At 69.7% G+C, this 14512-nt stretch carries 15 protein-coding genes; 8 read left to right on the top strand and 7 right to left on the bottom strand.

The window, feature by feature from the left end; genetic code table 11:
- The first annotated feature begins 26 nt into the window (after positions 1-26).
- From pstC to AAHM41_RS20025, 6 genes are all read left to right on the top strand, one after another.
- Entirely contained in the window at positions 27-1007 is a 981-nt protein-coding gene (gene pstC, locus AAHM41_RS20050) for a phosphate ABC transporter permease subunit PstC (RefSeq protein WP_342238344.1), read from the top strand.
- Positions 1008-1010: 3 nt separating this feature from the next.
- Positions 1011-1868 carry a phosphate ABC transporter permease PstA gene (gene pstA, locus AAHM41_RS20045; RefSeq protein ID WP_342238343.1) on the top strand — a complete coding sequence of 286 codons (858 nt, stop codon included), beginning with the start codon at positions 1011-1013 and terminating at the stop codon, positions 1866-1868.
- A gap of 5 nt (positions 1869-1873) precedes the next feature.
- Complete coding sequence (gene pstB / locus AAHM41_RS20040) at positions 1874-2707, top strand: phosphate ABC transporter ATP-binding protein PstB (protein WP_446719467.1); 834 nt, start codon at positions 1874-1876, stop codon at positions 2705-2707.
- 25 nt (positions 2708-2732) lie between these two features.
- Positions 2733-3464: a phosphate signaling complex protein PhoU gene (phoU, locus tag AAHM41_RS20035; RefSeq protein WP_342238342.1), complete on the top strand. Its 732-nt coding sequence runs from the start codon at positions 2733-2735 to the stop codon at positions 3462-3464.
- Positions 3461-4168 carry a phosphate regulon transcriptional regulator PhoB gene (gene phoB, locus AAHM41_RS20030; RefSeq protein ID WP_342238341.1) on the top strand — a complete coding sequence of 236 codons (708 nt, stop codon included), beginning with the start codon at positions 3461-3463 and terminating at the stop codon, positions 4166-4168. The genes phoU and phoB overlap by 4 nt, the downstream gene beginning before the upstream one ends.
- 61 nt (positions 4169-4229) lie before the next feature.
- Positions 4230-4811 (top strand): class I SAM-dependent methyltransferase, encoded by a 582-nt coding sequence (locus AAHM41_RS20025; protein ID WP_342238340.1) that lies wholly within the window; start codon positions 4230-4232, stop codon positions 4809-4811.
- 309 nt (positions 4812-5120) lie between these two features.
- Here AAHM41_RS20025 and AAHM41_RS20020 read toward each other — a convergent pair whose 3' ends face one another.
- The 7 genes from AAHM41_RS20020 to AAHM41_RS19990 form a co-directional block, all read right to left on the bottom strand.
- Positions 5121-6368 carry a lytic transglycosylase domain-containing protein gene (locus AAHM41_RS20020; protein WP_342238339.1) on the bottom strand — a complete coding sequence of 416 codons (1248 nt, stop codon included), beginning with the start codon at positions 6366-6368 and terminating at the stop codon, positions 5121-5123.
- A 146-nt stretch (positions 6369-6514) separates the two neighbouring features.
- On the bottom strand, positions 6515-8980 hold the full coding sequence (locus AAHM41_RS20015) for a bifunctional acetate--CoA ligase family protein/GNAT family N-acetyltransferase (RefSeq protein WP_342238338.1): 2466 nt from the start codon (positions 8978-8980) through the stop codon (positions 6515-6517).
- Between the two features lie 73 nt (positions 8981-9053).
- A complete protein-coding gene (locus AAHM41_RS20010; protein WP_342238337.1) occupies positions 9054-9344 on the bottom strand; it encodes a type II toxin-antitoxin system RelE/ParE family toxin in 291 nt (96 codons plus the stop codon).
- Entirely contained in the window at positions 9332-9616 is a 285-nt protein-coding gene (locus AAHM41_RS20005; RefSeq protein WP_342238336.1) for a CopG family ribbon-helix-helix protein, read from the bottom strand. Before AAHM41_RS20005 ends, AAHM41_RS20010 begins: the two co-directional genes overlap by 13 nt.
- A gap of 53 nt (positions 9617-9669) precedes the next feature.
- On the bottom strand, positions 9670-10206 hold the full coding sequence (locus tag AAHM41_RS20000) for an O-acetyl-ADP-ribose deacetylase (RefSeq protein WP_342238335.1): 537 nt from the start codon (positions 10204-10206) through the stop codon (positions 9670-9672).
- Between the two features lie 18 nt (positions 10207-10224).
- Positions 10225-10773: an inorganic diphosphatase gene (ppa, locus tag AAHM41_RS19995; RefSeq protein ID WP_088156333.1), complete on the bottom strand. Its 549-nt coding sequence runs from the start codon at positions 10771-10773 to the stop codon at positions 10225-10227.
- A gap of 131 nt (positions 10774-10904) precedes the next feature.
- Positions 10905-13190: an NADP-dependent malic enzyme gene (locus AAHM41_RS19990; RefSeq protein ID WP_342238334.1), complete on the bottom strand. Its 2286-nt coding sequence runs from the start codon at positions 13188-13190 to the stop codon at positions 10905-10907.
- 490 nt (positions 13191-13680) lie between these two features.
- Here AAHM41_RS19990 and AAHM41_RS19985 point away from each other — a divergent pair, with 490 nt between their 5' ends.
- Together AAHM41_RS19985 and AAHM41_RS19980 are read left to right on the top strand one after the other, a co-directional pair.
- Positions 13681-13842 (top strand): hypothetical protein, encoded by a 162-nt coding sequence (locus AAHM41_RS19985; RefSeq protein WP_342238333.1) that lies wholly within the window; start codon positions 13681-13683, stop codon positions 13840-13842.
- Between the two features lie 143 nt (positions 13843-13985).
- On the top strand, positions 13986-14512 hold a 527-nt coding region (locus AAHM41_RS19980), incomplete at its 3' end, for a GNAT family N-acetyltransferase (RefSeq protein ID WP_342238332.1).

Here is a 14512-nt window from a genome sequence, read left to right as displayed (position 1 = left end):
CGCCGGTTTCCAGGGCAAGGTGATCGATGGTGGATGCCACCTATCAGAAGATCGGGCCGCGGATCGACGCGCGGACCGCGCGGCGCCAGCGCGCGACAGACACCGGCTTCCGCCTGGTCACGCTGTTCTTCGCCGTGCTGGTGCTGGCGATCCTCGGCGGGGTGATCCTGTCGCTGATCATCGGCGCCATGCCGGCGCTGCAGACCTTCGGCTTCGGCTTCGTCGCCAACGAGGTCTGGAACCCGGTCACGGAGAAGTTCGGCGCACTGGCGCCGATCTACGGCACGCTGATGACCTCGCTGATCGCCATGGTGATCGGCGTCCCGATCAGCTTCGGCATCGCCATCTTCCTGACCGAGCTGTGCCCTCCGGTGCTGAAGCGGCCGCTCGGCATCGCCATCGAGCTCCTGGCCGGCATCCCCAGCATCATCTACGGCATCTGGGGTTTCTTCGTGCTGGCGCCGATCCTGCAGCAGACGGTGCAGCCCTTCCTGATCCAGACGCTCGGTAAGCTCCCCTGGATCGGCATCTTCTTTGCCGGCCCGCCCTACGGCATCGGCATCTTCACCGCCGGGCTGATCCTGGCGATCATGGTGCTGCCCTTCATCACCTCGATCATGCGCGACGTGTTCGAGACGGTGCCGCCGCTGCTCAAGGAATCGGCCTACGGCCTGGGGGCCACGACCTGGGAGGTGGTGTGGAAGGTGGTGCTGCCCTACAGCCGCGTCGGCGTGGTCGGCGGCGTCATGCTCGGCCTCGGCCGGGCGCTGGGCGAGACCATGGCGGTGACCTTCGTCATCGGCAACGCCCACCGCATCTCGAACTCGATCCTGGCGCCGGGCACCACCATCTCGGCCTCGATCGCCAATGAGTTCACCGAGGCCGTCGGCGACCTCTACACCTCGTCGCTGATCGCGCTGGGCCTCGTGCTCTTCGTCATCACCTTCATCGTCCTGGCGCTGGCCAAGATCCAGCTGCTGCGGCTGCAGCGCAAGACGGGGGGCTAGGACATGCCGGCTTCATCCGCACTCTACGCCCGGCGTCGCGCCGTCAACAAGGCGGCGCTGGCCATCTCGGTCGGTGCCGCCGCCTTCGGCCTGATGTGGCTGGTCTGGATTCTCGCGACGCTGGTGGCCAACGGCCTCTCCGCCATCACGCCGGCCCTGTTCACCGAATCCACCCCGCCGCCTCCGGGCGAGGGGGGCGGCCTGCTGAACGCGATCTTCGGCAGCCTGATCATGACCGTGGTCGGCACGCTGATCGGCACCCCGATCGGCATCCTCGCCGGCACCTATCTGGCCGAGTTCGGCAAGACCAGCAAGCTGGCGGAGGTGATCCGCTTCATCAACGACATCCTGCTCAGCGCGCCTTCGATCGTGATCGGCCTGTTCGTCTACGAGATCATGGTGTCGTCGATGGGCCATTTCTCGGCCTGGGCCGGTGCCGTGGCCCTGTCGATCATCGCCATGCCGGTGGTGATCCGCACCACCGAGGACATGCTGAAGCTGGTGCCGAACACCCTGCGCGAGGCCGCCGCGGCGCTGGGCTCGCCGCAGTGGAAGGTGGTGTTGATGATCTGCTACCGGGCCGCGCGCAACGGCATGATCACCGGCGTGCTGCTGGCGGTGGCCCGGATCAGCGGCGAGACCGCGCCGCTGCTGTTCACCGCCCTGAACAACCAGTTCTGGAGCACGGACATGAACGCGCCGATGGCCAACCTGCCGGTGGTCATCTTCCAGTTCGCGCTCAGCCCTTACGAGGACTGGCAGCGCCTGGCCTGGGGCGGCGCGCTTCTGATCACGGCGACGATCCTTCTTCTCAACATCATCGCCCGGGCGCTCTCCTCGCTCGGCGGCAAGCAGGGCTGACGGTCATGACAGGCAATGGTGCTCAGGTGACGACGCTCGACATGAACATCAATGTCCAGCGTCCGACCGATCTCGGCCGCGATCTGCGCGAGAAGATCTCGGTCCGCAACCTGTCCTTCTTCTACGATGACAACGAGGCGCTGAAGAAGATCAGCCTGCCGCTGTACGAGCGCTGCGTGACCGCCTTCATCGGTCCCTCGGGCTGCGGGAAGTCGACGCTGCTGCGCATCCTGAACCGGATGTACGACCTGTATCCGAAGCAGCGCGCCGCCGGCGAGGTGCTGCTGGACGGCGAGAACATCCTCAGCTCGAAGCAGGATGTGAACCTGCTGCGGGCCCGCGTCGGCATGGTGTTCCAGAAGCCGACGCCGTTCCCGATGTCGATCTACGACAACGTCGCCTTCGGCATCCGGCTGTACGAGAAGCTCGACCAGGCCGAGATGGACAGCCGGATCGAGGCGGCGCTGCGCCGCGCCGCACTGTGGGACGAGGTCAAGGACAAGCTGAAGAAGAGCGGCACCAGCCTGTCCGGCGGCCAGCAGCAGCGCCTGTGCATCGCCCGCACCGTGGCGATGCAGCCCGACGTGCTGCTGCTCGACGAGCCGACCTCGGCGCTCGACCCGATCTCGACCGCTAAGATCGAGGAGCTGATCGACGAGCTGAAGACCGACTACACGATCGCGATCGTCACCCACAACATGCAGCAGGCGGCCCGCGCCGCCGACTTCACCGCCTTCATGTATCTTGGCGAGCTGGTCGAGTTCGGCGAGACGTCGGAGCTGTTCACCAGCCCGAAGAACGAGCGGACGCACAGCTACATCACCGGCCGCTTCGGCTGAGCCGGGGGGCAGAAGGATCAGCGCCATGGCAAACGAACATATCGTCAAGTCCTTCGACCAGGAGCTCGAGGCCCTGCGCCGCACCATCGTGCAGATGGGCGGCCTGGCCGAGAGCCAGCTTGAGCTCGCCATCCAGGCGGTGGTGCGGCGCGACGCCGACCTCGCCGGCCGGGTGATGCGCAGCGACGAGCAGATGGACGCCTACGAGGCCTCGGTCGACGCCGCGGTGGTCCAGATCCTGGCCCTGCGCCAGCCCTTCGCGGCCGATCTGCGCGAGGTGATCTCGGCCCTGCGCATCGCCTCGGATCTCGAGCGGATCGGCGACTACGCCGCCAACATCGCCAAGCGGTCCCTGGCCCTGGCCCAGGTGCCGGTGGTCCGGCCGGTGGCGACGCTGCCGCGCATGGGCCGGATGGTGCAGCAGATCATCAAGGACGTGCTCGACGCCTACACCGAGCGCGACCTGGAGAAGGCGCTGTCGGCCTGGCGCCAGGACGAATCGGTCGACGACCTCTACACCAGCCTGTTCCGCGAGACCCTTACCTACATGATGGAGGATCCGCGCAACATCACCCCCTGCACCCATCTGCTGTTCATCGCCAAGAACATCGAGCGGATCGGCGACCACGCCACCAACATCGCCGAGCTGATCCACTTCCTGCTCACGGGCAAGCCGGTGAAGGACGCGCGGCCGAAGGGCGACTCCTCCTCCTTCACCGTCGTCACCCCCGAGGCCAAGCCGGAGGAGAACGCATGAGGGCCGGCATCCAGCCGCTGGTTCTGGTGGTCGAGGACGAAGTCGACCTCGTCACCCTCCTGACCTACAACCTCGAGCGCGAGGGCTTCCGCGTCCTTGCCGCCTATGACGGCGAGGAGGCGCTGCTGCTGGCCAGCGAACAGCGCCCGGACCTGGTGCTGCTCGACTGGATGCTGCCGCATCTCTCCGGCATCGAGGTCTGCCGCCAGCTGCGCCGCGGCGCCAAGACCCGCGACATCCCGGTGATCATGCTGACCGCGCGGGGCGAGGAGGGGGACCGCGTCCGCGGCCTCGATTCCGGCGCCGACGACTATGTCGCCAAGCCGTTCTCGACGCCGGAGCTGATGGCCCGGATCAAGGCGGTGCTGCGCCGGACCTCGCCGTCCAGCGCCGGCGACATCCTCAGCTACGCCGATCTCAGCATGGATCTCGGCGGCCACCGCGTCCGCCGCGGCAACCGCGACGTGCATCTCGGCCCGACCGAGTTCCGCCTGCTGCGCCACTTCATGCAGCATCCCGGCCGGGTGTTCAGCCGCGAGCAGCTGCTCGACATCGTCTGGGGCCACGACGTCTATGTCGAGCCGCGCACCGTCGACGTCCATATCCGGCGCCTGCGCAAGGCGCTGAACGACGACAGCGAGACCGACCTGATCCGCACCGTCCGCTCCGCCGGCTATTCGCTCGACGTCCAGGCGCAGGCCTGAGCCCGGGAACTCTCAGCAACGACAGACGGTTGTCCCGACGAACGGCACGGAGGTGTGTCGAATGAGCAAGGATTCCTGGCTGTATGTCCGGTTGTGGTTCCGCTCGCCGCTGAAGGTCGCGGCCTGGGCGCCGTCAGGCCCCGCCGTGGCCCGCGCCTTCGCCCGGCACATCGACCCCCGCTGCAGCGACCCGGTGCTCGAGCTCGGCGCCGGCAGCGGCAGCCTGACCGAAGGGCTGCTGGCGACCGGGCTGCCGCCCGAGAAGCTGATCCTGGTCGAGAAGATGCCCGAATTCTGCGCCGTGCTGCGCCAGCGCTTCCCCGGCGTCACGGTGCTGGAGGGCGACGTGGCCGAGATCGGACCGATGCTGGACGCCGCGGGGATCCGCCGGCTGTCGATGGTGGCGTCCAGCCTGCCGATCATCTGGTTCCCGCTCGACCTGCAGCGCCGCATCATCGACGCCGCCTTCGCCCGCATGGGGCGGTCGGGGCGCTTCCTGCAGCTGACCAACCAGATCCTGTCGCCGCTGCCGCGGCGTAAGCTGGGGTTGCAGGGCCGGATGGTCGATTTCGTCTGGCGCAACCTGCCGCCGCTCGGCGCCTGGAGCTACCGCCGCCCCGCCGGCCTGCCCGACGCGGCGTGAGGCTGGTGAGGGCAGCCGCGAATCCAGGAACGGGTTGCCTCTCCCGCTTGCGAGAGAGGTCGGACATCCGAAGGATGTCCGGGTGAGGGGATAGCGGCCGTGTCAAGCTCACAGGCCTCAGCGTGAGCGAGCGCAGGATCCGCCCAGTCCTGAAACGCTGACCCGGGTGTCGAGGCCGAGACGCCCTCACCAGGAGCCGCTTCGCGTCTCCGACCTCTCCCGCAAGCGGGAGAGGCAATCAATTTCGGCTACCCAAAGAAAAAGCCCGCGCCACCCTTCGGCGGCGCGGGCTTTTTCTTGAACAGAGCGTCAGTTGCCCGGGGCGCTCGGCACGAACCAGCCGGTGGGCAGGCCGTTGGCCTGGCGCCGCGGCTCGGCGGCGTCGGCGACCTGCTGGAGCGCCGGGGCGCGCGCGGGCTTGGCCGCCGAGGCGACGCGGACCGGCGGGGCGTCGGGGATCGGCGCCATCCGGGTCGGCGCCACGGCCACGCGGGCGGCAGGGACCGGGGCCGGCGCGACGGCCGCGATCTGTGCCGACGGCGCATCCGGGATCGGGGCCATGCGGATCGGCGCCGGACGGGCGACCGGGGCCGCGGCGGCGACCTGGGTGCTGCCGTCGGGGATCGGGGCCATTCGGACCGGGGCCGGAGCGACCTGGCGCGCCACCGGGGCGGCCGCGGCGACCTGGGTGCTGGCGCCATCCGGGATCGGCTGCATCCGCACCACGCCGGGCTGCTGTACCACGCGGACCGGCGGCAGCGCCGAGGCGGTGCTCGACCCGTCCGGGATCGGCTGCATCGCTGCGACCACGGTGCTGTTCCGGGTCGAGGAGCCATCGGGAATCGGCTGCATCGCGGCGACCACCGTCGTGTTCCGCATCGACGAGCCGTCCGGGATCGGCTGCATCGCCGCCACCACGGTGGTGTTGCGCCGCGAGGATCCGTCGGGGATCGGCGCCATGCGGATCGGCGCCGGCACCTTCTGCTGGATCTGGGCGGCGGCGTATTGGGTCATCCGGTCGCTGCCGCCCTGGCCCGGCATGATGCCGGCGATCTGCGGCGCGATGATGTCCATGTAGCGCTCGGTCTCGCGCGGCAGCGGCCGGCCTTCCTCGACATACTGGCGGTACCGCTCCGGCCCGGCATTGTAGGCGCCGAGGAAGCCGGGATAGCCGTACAGGTCGTACATCTCGCGGATATAGGCGGCGCCGGCCAGGATGTTGTCGCGCGGCTCATAGGCATCCGGGCCCAGGCCGTGGGCGTAGCGCAGCTCGTCATAGGTGCCGGGCATGACTTGCATCAGCCCCATGGCGCCGGCATGGCTGGTGATCGGCTGGCCGCCCTTCCAATGGGTCTGGCCGCCGCTCTCCACATGCATCACCGCGCGGATCCACTCCTCGGGGATGTTGAAGCGGCGCGAGGCGTCGTGGATCTCGGCGCCCCAGGGGCCGCTGGCGACCACCGGTTTGGGCTTCGGCGCCTCGGCGCAGGCGGCAAGCAGCCCCGCGAGCAAGGCCGTGGCCGCAACCGTCCTGGTCCAGCGGAATGTCCCTGGCATCTTCCCCTCCAAGCTCCCCCAAACCCAAAAGCCCAGCGGCATCGCCGCGGGCCCCAAAATTAACGCAGGCCCTCAACGTATACGGACAAGTCGTTCATTCAAAGAGGAAAAACACCAGTCACCCATCCCCCTGGGCAACTGGATCCCTAGGCAGAATGCTGACTGAGAGCGGGCATATCGTCGAGCGAAATCGTCACATGAATGATGCCGGGCTCGTCCGGCACGTCCGCGCGGGCGAATCCGAGCTCTCCGGCCATGCGCAGCATGGTCACGTTCTCCCGCAGCACCTCGCCGAAGATCCGCTTCAGGCCGCGGCCGCGGGCATAGTCGATGATCTCGGTCATCAGCCGGTGGCCGAGGCCCTGGCCCTTGAGGTCGGAGCGCACCATGATGCCGTATTCCGCGGTCTCGCCGTCCGGGTCGGCGATGATGCGCACCGCGCCCAGGATCACCCGCCGCCCGTCCTCCTCGGCCTCGGCCGCCAGCGCCATCTCGCGGTCGTAGTCGAGCTGGGTCAGCCGGGCGGCGAATTCGTGGCTGAAGCTGCGCATGGCGCTGAAGAAGCGCAGCCGCACATCCTCGGGGCTGGACCGCTGCAGCATCTCCTGGATCGCCGGCTCGTCCTCGGGCCGCACCGGCCGCAGCGTGACCTCGCGCCCGTCGCGCAGCGCCAGGTGCTGCACCAGCCGCTGCGGATAGGGCCGGATGGCGAAGCGCGGCGTGCCCGGCGGCAGCGGCGGCTGCACCCGGATCTCGGCGCCGGGCGCCAGCACGCCGCCGGCGCCGGCCAGCAGCGGGTTGATTCGCAGCGCCGCCACCTCCGACAGGTCGGCGGCCAGCTGCGACAGCTTGACCAGGGTCAGCGCCACGGCCTCGAGGTCGGCCGCCGGCCGGCCGCGATAGCCCTGCAGCAGCCGCCACACCCGGGCGCGCATCATCAGGTCGCGTGCCAGCACCGCGTTCAGCGGCGGCAGGGCGGCGACGCCGTCATGCAGCAGCTCGGCCGCGGCGCCGCCCTGGCCGAACAGCAGCACCGGGCCGAACACCGGGTCCTCGTCGATCCCCAGCACCAGCGGATGCGACTCGGGCGGAGCCGCGGCGCCTTCGGGCAGCAGCGGGATGCGGTAGGCATCGAGCACCGACCGCGCCTCGGCCGGGGTCAGCTCGGCCCGGCCCTCGGCCAGCGCCGCGGCGATCACCGCCCGGGCGGCGTCGGCATCCGGCTGGAACTCCTCCGGCAGGGCCGGCGGCGTCTGCATCAGCAGCCCCTGGTTCCGCCGGTGCCGGGCCAGATGCATGAAGGCGCGGGCCGCCTGGCCCGGCGTGTCATAGGCGGGGATATGGGCCTCGGCGAACAGGCGCCTGGTCTCGGCGGCGGCGCCCAGCCAGCTCGCCAGCACCGGCGGCCGCCTGCCGTCGCGCTTGGCCGCCGCGGCGACCACGCCGGTCACCGCCCGGGCTGCCTCGACCGGGTCGGCGATGGCGCTCGGCCCGTTCACCACCAGGACGGCGTCGCGGCCGGGATCGGCCAGCAGCGTCTCCAACGCCCGGGCGAAGCGGTCGGCCGGCGCCGCGTCGCCCAGGTCGATCGGGCCGGAGGCATCGGTGCCGGCCGCCTGCAGCCGCGCCAGGGTCGCCGGCATCGGCACGGCCAGGGTCCCGCCGGAATCGGCCAGCGCCTCGGCGGCCAGCAGGCCGAGGCCCGCGCCATTGGTCAGGATCGCCAGCCTTTCGCCGTTCACCTTTAGTCCGCTGGCCAGGGTCTCGACCGCGTCGAACAGCTCGGCCAGGTCGAACACCCGCAGCATGCCGGCGCGGCGGAAGGCGGCGTCATACACCGCATCCGGCCCGATCAGCCCGTCGGCGTCGCCGGCGCCAGTGTCGCCGCGGCCGGGCCGGATCACCACCACCGGCCGGGTGCGGGCGGCCAGGCGGGCGGCCGACAGGAACTTGCGGGCGTGGCTGATGGTCTCGATGTGCAGCAGCACGGCGCGGGTGCGGGCATCGGCGGCCAGCCAGTCCAGCATGTCGCCGAAATCGACATCCGCCATGCCGCCCAGCGACACGACATGGCTGAAGCCGATGCCGCGCCGGGTCGCCCGGTCCAGCACCGCTGCGGCCACGGCGCCGGACTGGCTGACGAAGGCCAGGTCGCCGGCCTTCGGCGCGACATGGCCCAGGCTGGCGTTGACGCCGTGATGCGGCGCCATCAGCCCGAAGCCGTCGGGGCCGAGGATGCGCAGCAGATGCGGCCGCGCCGCGTCCAGCATCACCTGGCGCCGGGCGGCCTCCGTCGCCGCGGCCGCGGACGGCCGGTCGGTGCCGACGATGGCGGCGGCGCGGGTGCCGCGGCCGCCCAACTCGGCGATCAACGCCGGCAGGGCGTCGGGCGGCGCTGCGATCACCGCCAGGTCCGGCGCCATCGGCAGGGCCGCGACCGAGGGGTAGGCGAGGGTGCTGCCGACCGACCGGGTTCCGGGGGTGACCGGCATCACCGGCCCGTCGAAGCCGCCGGCGAACAGGTTGCGGGCCAGCACGGCGCCGACCGGCCCGTCGGCGATCAGGGCGATCGAGGCCGGTCGGAACAGGGCATCCAGGTTGCGCACCGACATCGCAGGCTCCCGCCGGAAACCACCGCCCCAGGGTGGCGGACGGAAGGCGCGGGCTCAAGCGGGGATGTCGCCCTCAGTATCCTGCTTCGCGACCGTGCCGAACGGCCAGGATGACGACGTCTGAGCCTGTATGGCGATAGAGAGCCAGATAGGCGTCGCGGCCGAACGGGATGATCCATTCGCGGAACTCTGGCTCCATGCCTTCCGCCGGGCGGCCGGCATCGGGATGTCGCGCCAGGGCTGTCACCCCTTCGCGGATCGATCGAACCACCCGTTGCGCTGCATCGCGATTCTTTGCTGCGAGCAACCTATGCAGGCGGTCAACGTCTCGAAGGGCTGCCGGCGACCAGATCAGGTGTGGCACTCAGGCGGTTCCGCATCCTCTCCAGCCTCGAGCTTCTTCAGCCAGATGTCGGCTTCCTCGGCCGTGACATGAAGCCCGTCGGCCTGATAGGCGGCCCATGCTGCCAGTGCATCTTGCCGCAGTTGTTCCCGCTTTTCCTCGCGCTCGACATATTCGGCGATTGCTTCGCGCATCAGGAAATTGGCCGAGCGGCGCTTGGATTCCGCCAGTCTGCGGATCCGGTCCTTCAGCTCCGGCTCGAGTTTGAGCGGCGTGGCCGAGAGGGGTGGCATCGGGTACTCTCCGGTAATACCGAAGATTACTCTACCACGAATGGGACTGTGAGTCAGGTCTTGCCCGGCGAGGGCTGACTGGCATCCCCCATCTCCGCCCGATACCGCTCGGCCATGGCCTCATCGAAGCAGCAGAAGATCACGCGCCGCACCGCCGGCGCCTCGGGCAGCATCTCCTTCACCGTGGCCACGGCGATGCCGGCGGCGCGGTCGGGCGGGAAGCGGTAGATGCCGGTGCTGATGGCCGGGAAGGCGATGCCGGCGCAGCCATTCTCCTGCGCCAGGCGCAGCGCGGCGCAATAGCAGCCGGCCAGGAGCTCGTCCTCGCCCCGGCCGCCGCCATGCCAGACCGGGCCGACGCAATGGATCACATGCCGCGCCGGCAGCCGGTAGCCTCTGGTGATGCGGGCCTCGCCGGTCGGGCAGCGGCCCAGGGTCCGGCATTCGGCGAGCAACTCGGGGCCTGCGGCGCGGTGGATGGCGCCGTCGACGCCGCCACCGCCCAGCAGGCTCTCATTCGCCGCGTTGACGATCGCGTCGACCTGTAGCCGGGTGATGTCACCGACCGTGATCTCCAGCGACGCGGTCACCGCGCGGTGCTCATCGGATTACTCCGCGGCGTTCTTCTTGTCGGCCTTGGCGCGCTCGATGCCTTCGACGATCATCTCCGCCGCCCGCTGCGGGCCGTCCCAGCCCATGATGCGGACCCACTTGCCCTTCTCCAGGTCCTTGTAGTGGGCGAAGAAATGGGCGATCTGGTCGCGCAGGATCTCCTGCAGGTCCTCGTAGCTCTGCACCTTGTTGTAGTAGGGGTGCAGCTTCGACACCGGCACCGCCAGGATCTTCTCGTCCTGGCCGGCCTCGTCCTCCATCAGCAGCACGCCGACCGGGCGGGCGCGCAGCACGGCGCCGGGCATCACCGGCTCGCGGCCGACGACGATGACGTCGACCGGGTCGCCGTCGCCCGACAGGGTGTGCGGGACGAAGCCGTAATTGCCCGGATAGGCCATCGCCGTGTGCAGGAAGCGGTCGACGAACATCGCGCCCGATTCCTTGTCGAGCTCGTACTTCACCGGCACCCCGCCCATGGGGTTCTCGATGATGACGTTGACGTCGAAGGGCGGGTTCACCCCGACCGCGATCTTGCTGATATCCATGTCGGCCCTGGTCTGTGGTCCTCGAGGGTTCCGGGCGCGGACCATAATGCGGACCGAGCCCCACGGCTAGTGCCGAGCCATTCCCTCCCCGCGCATCGCCCCGTCTTTTTTGTGCGGTGCAGCGAAGCCGGTCAGCGCCGCTGGGCTAGCGCATCGTAGGCCGCGAGCGCCGCCGCGGTGACGATCTCGTTCACCGTGGCGCCCATCTGCACAACCTGCGCCGGCTTCTGCAGCCCGCACAGCAGCGGGCCGATCAGCGAGGCGCCGGCCAGCTTCTGGATCATCTTGGCGCCGATATTGGCCGCGTTCAGCGCCGGCATGATCAGGAGGTTGGCCGGGCCGGACAGGCGGGCGAACGGGTACAGCCGCTTCATCAGCGCATAGTCCAGCGCCACCTCGGCGGTCATCTCGCCGTCATATTCGAAATCGACCCCGCCGGCCTTGGCGCGGGCGTCCATGATGGTGACCGCGTCGCGGATGCGCTGGGTGAACTCGCGCATCGGCTGGCCGAAATTGGAGGAGGAGACGAAAGCCAGGCGCGGCTCGTGCCCCAGTGCCCGGGCCTTGGCCGCGGCCTGCAGGGCGATGTCGACCAAAAGCTCCGGGTCCGGCCGCTCATGCACCGTGGTGTCGGCGATCAGCACCGTGCCGCCGCGCACCGTCAGCATCGACAGGCCGAAGGGCACATGGTCCGGCGCCGGGTCGATCACCCGGGTGATCTCCTCGAAGCAGGTGGTGAAGTTGCGGGTCAGGCCGGTGACCATGGCGTCGGCGTCGCCATGCGCGACCATGCAGGCGGCGAAGATGTTGCGGCCCTGGTTGACCATGCGGGCCACGTCGCGCAGCAGCAGGCCCTGGCGCTGCAGCCGGCCATAGACGAAGTCGATATAGCGCTCATTGTGCCGCGACAGCCGGGCGTTGTGGATCTCCAGCTCGGCCGCGGTCGCCTCGGGCAGGCCGATCCGGGCCATGGTCTCGCGCACCCGCTCCTCGCGCCCGATCAGGATCGGCGTGCCGTAGCCCTGGGCGCGGAAGGCGATGGCGGCACGGATCGTCCGCTCCTCCTCGCCCTCGGCGAAGACCACGCGGGTCTCGGCCGACGCCACCTTGTCGAAGATCAGCTGCAGCTTGTCCGCGGTCGGGTCCAGGCGGCGGCGCAGGCTCTGGCGATAGGCGGCGACGTCGGTGATCGGCTTGCGGGCGACGCCCGATTCCATCGCCGCCTCGGCCACCGCCAGCGGGATCTCCTCGATCAGCCGCGGGTCGAACGGCACCGGGATGATGTAGTCGGGGCCGTAGCGCAGCCGGCGGCCGGAATAGGCGCTGTCGACCTCGTCCGGCACGTCCTGCCGGGCCAGCCGGGCCAGCGCATGGGCCGCGGCCAGCTTCATCGCCTCGTTGATGGTGCTGGCGCGGACGTCCAGCGCACCGCGGAAGATGTAGGGGAAGCCAAGGACGTTGTTGATCTGGTTCGGATAGTCCGACCGCCCGGTGGCGATGATGGCGTCGGGCCGCACCGCCTTGACCTCGTCCGGCGCGATCTCCGGGTCCGGGTTGGCCAGGGCGAAGACGATCGGCTTGTCGGCCATCGACTTGACCATGTCCTGCGTCATCGCGCCCTTGACCGACAGGCCGATGAACACGTCGGCGCCGCTGACCGCCTCGGCCAGGGTCCGGTGCGGCGTGTCGACGGCATGCGCCGCCTTCCACTGGTTCATGCCGTCGGTGCGGCCCTGCCAGATCACGCCCTTGCTGTCGCACAGGATGATGTTCTGCGCCGGCACGCCCAGCGACTTGAACAGCTCGACGCAGGCGATGGCGGCGGCGCCGGCGCCGTTCAGCACCAGGCGCGTGTCGCCGATGCTGCGGCCGGTCAGCTCCAGCGCGTTGATCAGCCCGGCGGCGGCGATGATCGCCGTGCCGTGCTGGTCGTCATGGAACACCGGGATGTCCAGCAGCTCGCGCAGCCGCGCCTCGATGATGAAGCAGTCCGGCGCCTTGATGTCCTCGAGATTGATGCCGCCGAAGGACGGGCCCAGGAAGCGCACGCAGTTGACGAACTCGTCGACGTCGCGGGTGTCGACCTCGAGGTCGAAGCCGTCGACATCGGCGAAGCGCTTGAACAGGACGGCCTTGCCCTCCATCACCGGCTTGCTGGCCAAAGCGCCGAGGTCGCCCAGGCCCAGCACCGCGGTGCCGTTCGAGATCACGGCGACGATGTTGCCCTTGGCCGTGTAGTCGTAGGCCGTGGCCGGGTCGGCATGGATTCTGAGGCACGGCGCGGCGACGCCCGGGGAATAGGCCAGCGACAGGTCGCGCTGGGTGGTCAGCGGCTTGGTGGCGCTGATCTCCAGCTTGCCGGGGCGGCCCTGGGCGTGCAGGGCGAGGGCATCGTCGTCGAGCGAGGTCTTGGTCATTTTGTCCGGCGGCGCAGCGTGGCGGGCCGAGTAATGGACCCTTCGGCGGCGGGAAGCGTCAAGCCTTTCCGGCTGGCCCTCGCCGACTGTGGCTTCCGTGCAACGCCGCGCCATCTTCGCGCGACCCCTTGAAAAGGCGCTTGCGGAGCGCAGCGGCGATCCCGTATCTCTCGCTCCTACTCCAATTCCAGGGAGGATCGTGCAATGACCATCGTTCTCGCTTATCGCGGCAAGGCCGCCTGAACGTCTGCACGATCAGTCTTCGTCGACTCACGACCTGACACCTTCCCTGCGCTGACCTGATCGCTGCCGACACGCCGGACGTCCCTCACGGGCCGCCTCCGACGACTCCGCATCCGATCGTCCCTCAAACTATCCACCCCCATTCCGCCCGGCATCCCGCCTGGCGGATTCGCCCCGTCCGACCCTCATCGGCTCGACCCCTGGCGGCCGGACGGTTTTTCCACCTCCAAATCTCATGGAGACCATCATGTTCGTTTCGAACGAGAAGCGTGCCTTCCGTCCGTCTCTGTCGCTCGTCGTCGTCGCCTTTGCGGAGCTGGGCCGCGTCCTCGTGACGCCGCGCCGAAAACCCCGCGATACCGACTCGCTGAGCGAGCATCTGAAACGGGACGTCGGGTTACGATCTTGATACGGGCGCGGGGCGGAGCCACCGGGCTCCGCTCCGCCGCTTCCCGTCGATAGATCGACCGCCTTCCATCGGCCTCCGGCCGGGCGCGACCGCAAATCGCCGCCCGGGCCGCGGGGCATTCGACGCTGGATAGGACTGCAATCATGTACGCATATCGTGCGCCGCCCCAGCCGGCCGCGCCGGCGGTGCGGCTTGTCCCCCTGGTCACGGCGCAGGACCGGGCCGTGTTCGGCTCGCTCCGGGTCGCGCCGGACCAGTCGGGCTTCGTCGCCTCCAATGCGGAGTCGATCGCCGAGGCCGACGGCTCGCCCTGGTGCGCGGCGCTCGGAATCTGCGACGCCTCTCATGGCGGGCCGGTCGGCTTCGTCATGCACGCGCTGGACCCGCAGGACGGCCATCGCTGGATCTACCGGCTGATGATCGATGTCCGCTACCAGGGCCGCGGCTTCGGCCGCTCCGCCCTGCGGGCGACGCTCGCCATCATGGACCGGCTGCCCCGCAGCGAACGGGTGCTGCTGGGCGTGATGCCGGGCAACGCCGCCGCCCGCCGGCTCTACGCCTCCGAAGGCTTCGTCGAGACCGGCGAAACCCTGGGCGACGAGCTGGTGCTGCAGCGAATCCTGCATCGGGGGGGGGGGGGGGGGGGGGGGGGGGGGGGGGGGGGGGGGGG

It is taken from the genome of Inquilinus sp. OTU3971, assembly GCF_038440215.1.
This window is presented reverse-complemented; position numbering and strand designations above follow the sequence as displayed.

Coding starts and splice junctions, on each gene's coding strand:
- AAHM41_RS20015 (WP_342238338.1), bottom strand. CDS start 8,980: ATGTCGGTGCGCAACCTGGATGCCCTGTTCCGACCGGCCTCGATCGCC.
- AAHM41_RS19985 (WP_342238333.1), top strand. CDS start 13,681: ATGTTCGTTTCGAACGAGAAGCGTGCCTTCCGTCCGTCTCTGTCGCTC.
- AAHM41_RS20020 (WP_342238339.1), bottom strand. CDS start 6,368: ATGCCAGGGACATTCCGCTGGACCAGGACGGTTGCGGCCACGGCCTTG.
- AAHM41_RS20025 (WP_342238340.1), top strand. CDS start 4,230: ATGAGCAAGGATTCCTGGCTGTATGTCCGGTTGTGGTTCCGCTCGCCG.
- AAHM41_RS20005 (WP_342238336.1), bottom strand. CDS start 9,616: ATGCCACCCCTCTCGGCCACGCCGCTCAAACTCGAGCCGGAGCTGAAG.
- pstC (WP_342238344.1), top strand. CDS start 27: ATGGTGGATGCCACCTATCAGAAGATCGGGCCGCGGATCGACGCGCGG.
- pstB (WP_446719467.1), top strand. CDS start 1,874: ATGACAGGCAATGGTGCTCAGGTGACGACGCTCGACATGAACATCAAT.
- phoB (WP_342238341.1), top strand. CDS start 3,461: ATGAGGGCCGGCATCCAGCCGCTGGTTCTGGTGGTCGAGGACGAAGTC.
- pstA (WP_342238343.1), top strand. CDS start 1,011: ATGCCGGCTTCATCCGCACTCTACGCCCGGCGTCGCGCCGTCAACAAG.
- phoU (WP_342238342.1), top strand. CDS start 2,733: ATGGCAAACGAACATATCGTCAAGTCCTTCGACCAGGAGCTCGAGGCC.
- AAHM41_RS19990 (WP_342238334.1), bottom strand. CDS start 13,190: ATGACCAAGACCTCGCTCGACGACGATGCCCTCGCCCTGCACGCCCAG.
- ppa (WP_088156333.1), bottom strand. CDS start 10,773: ATGGATATCAGCAAGATCGCGGTCGGGGTGAACCCGCCCTTCGACGTC.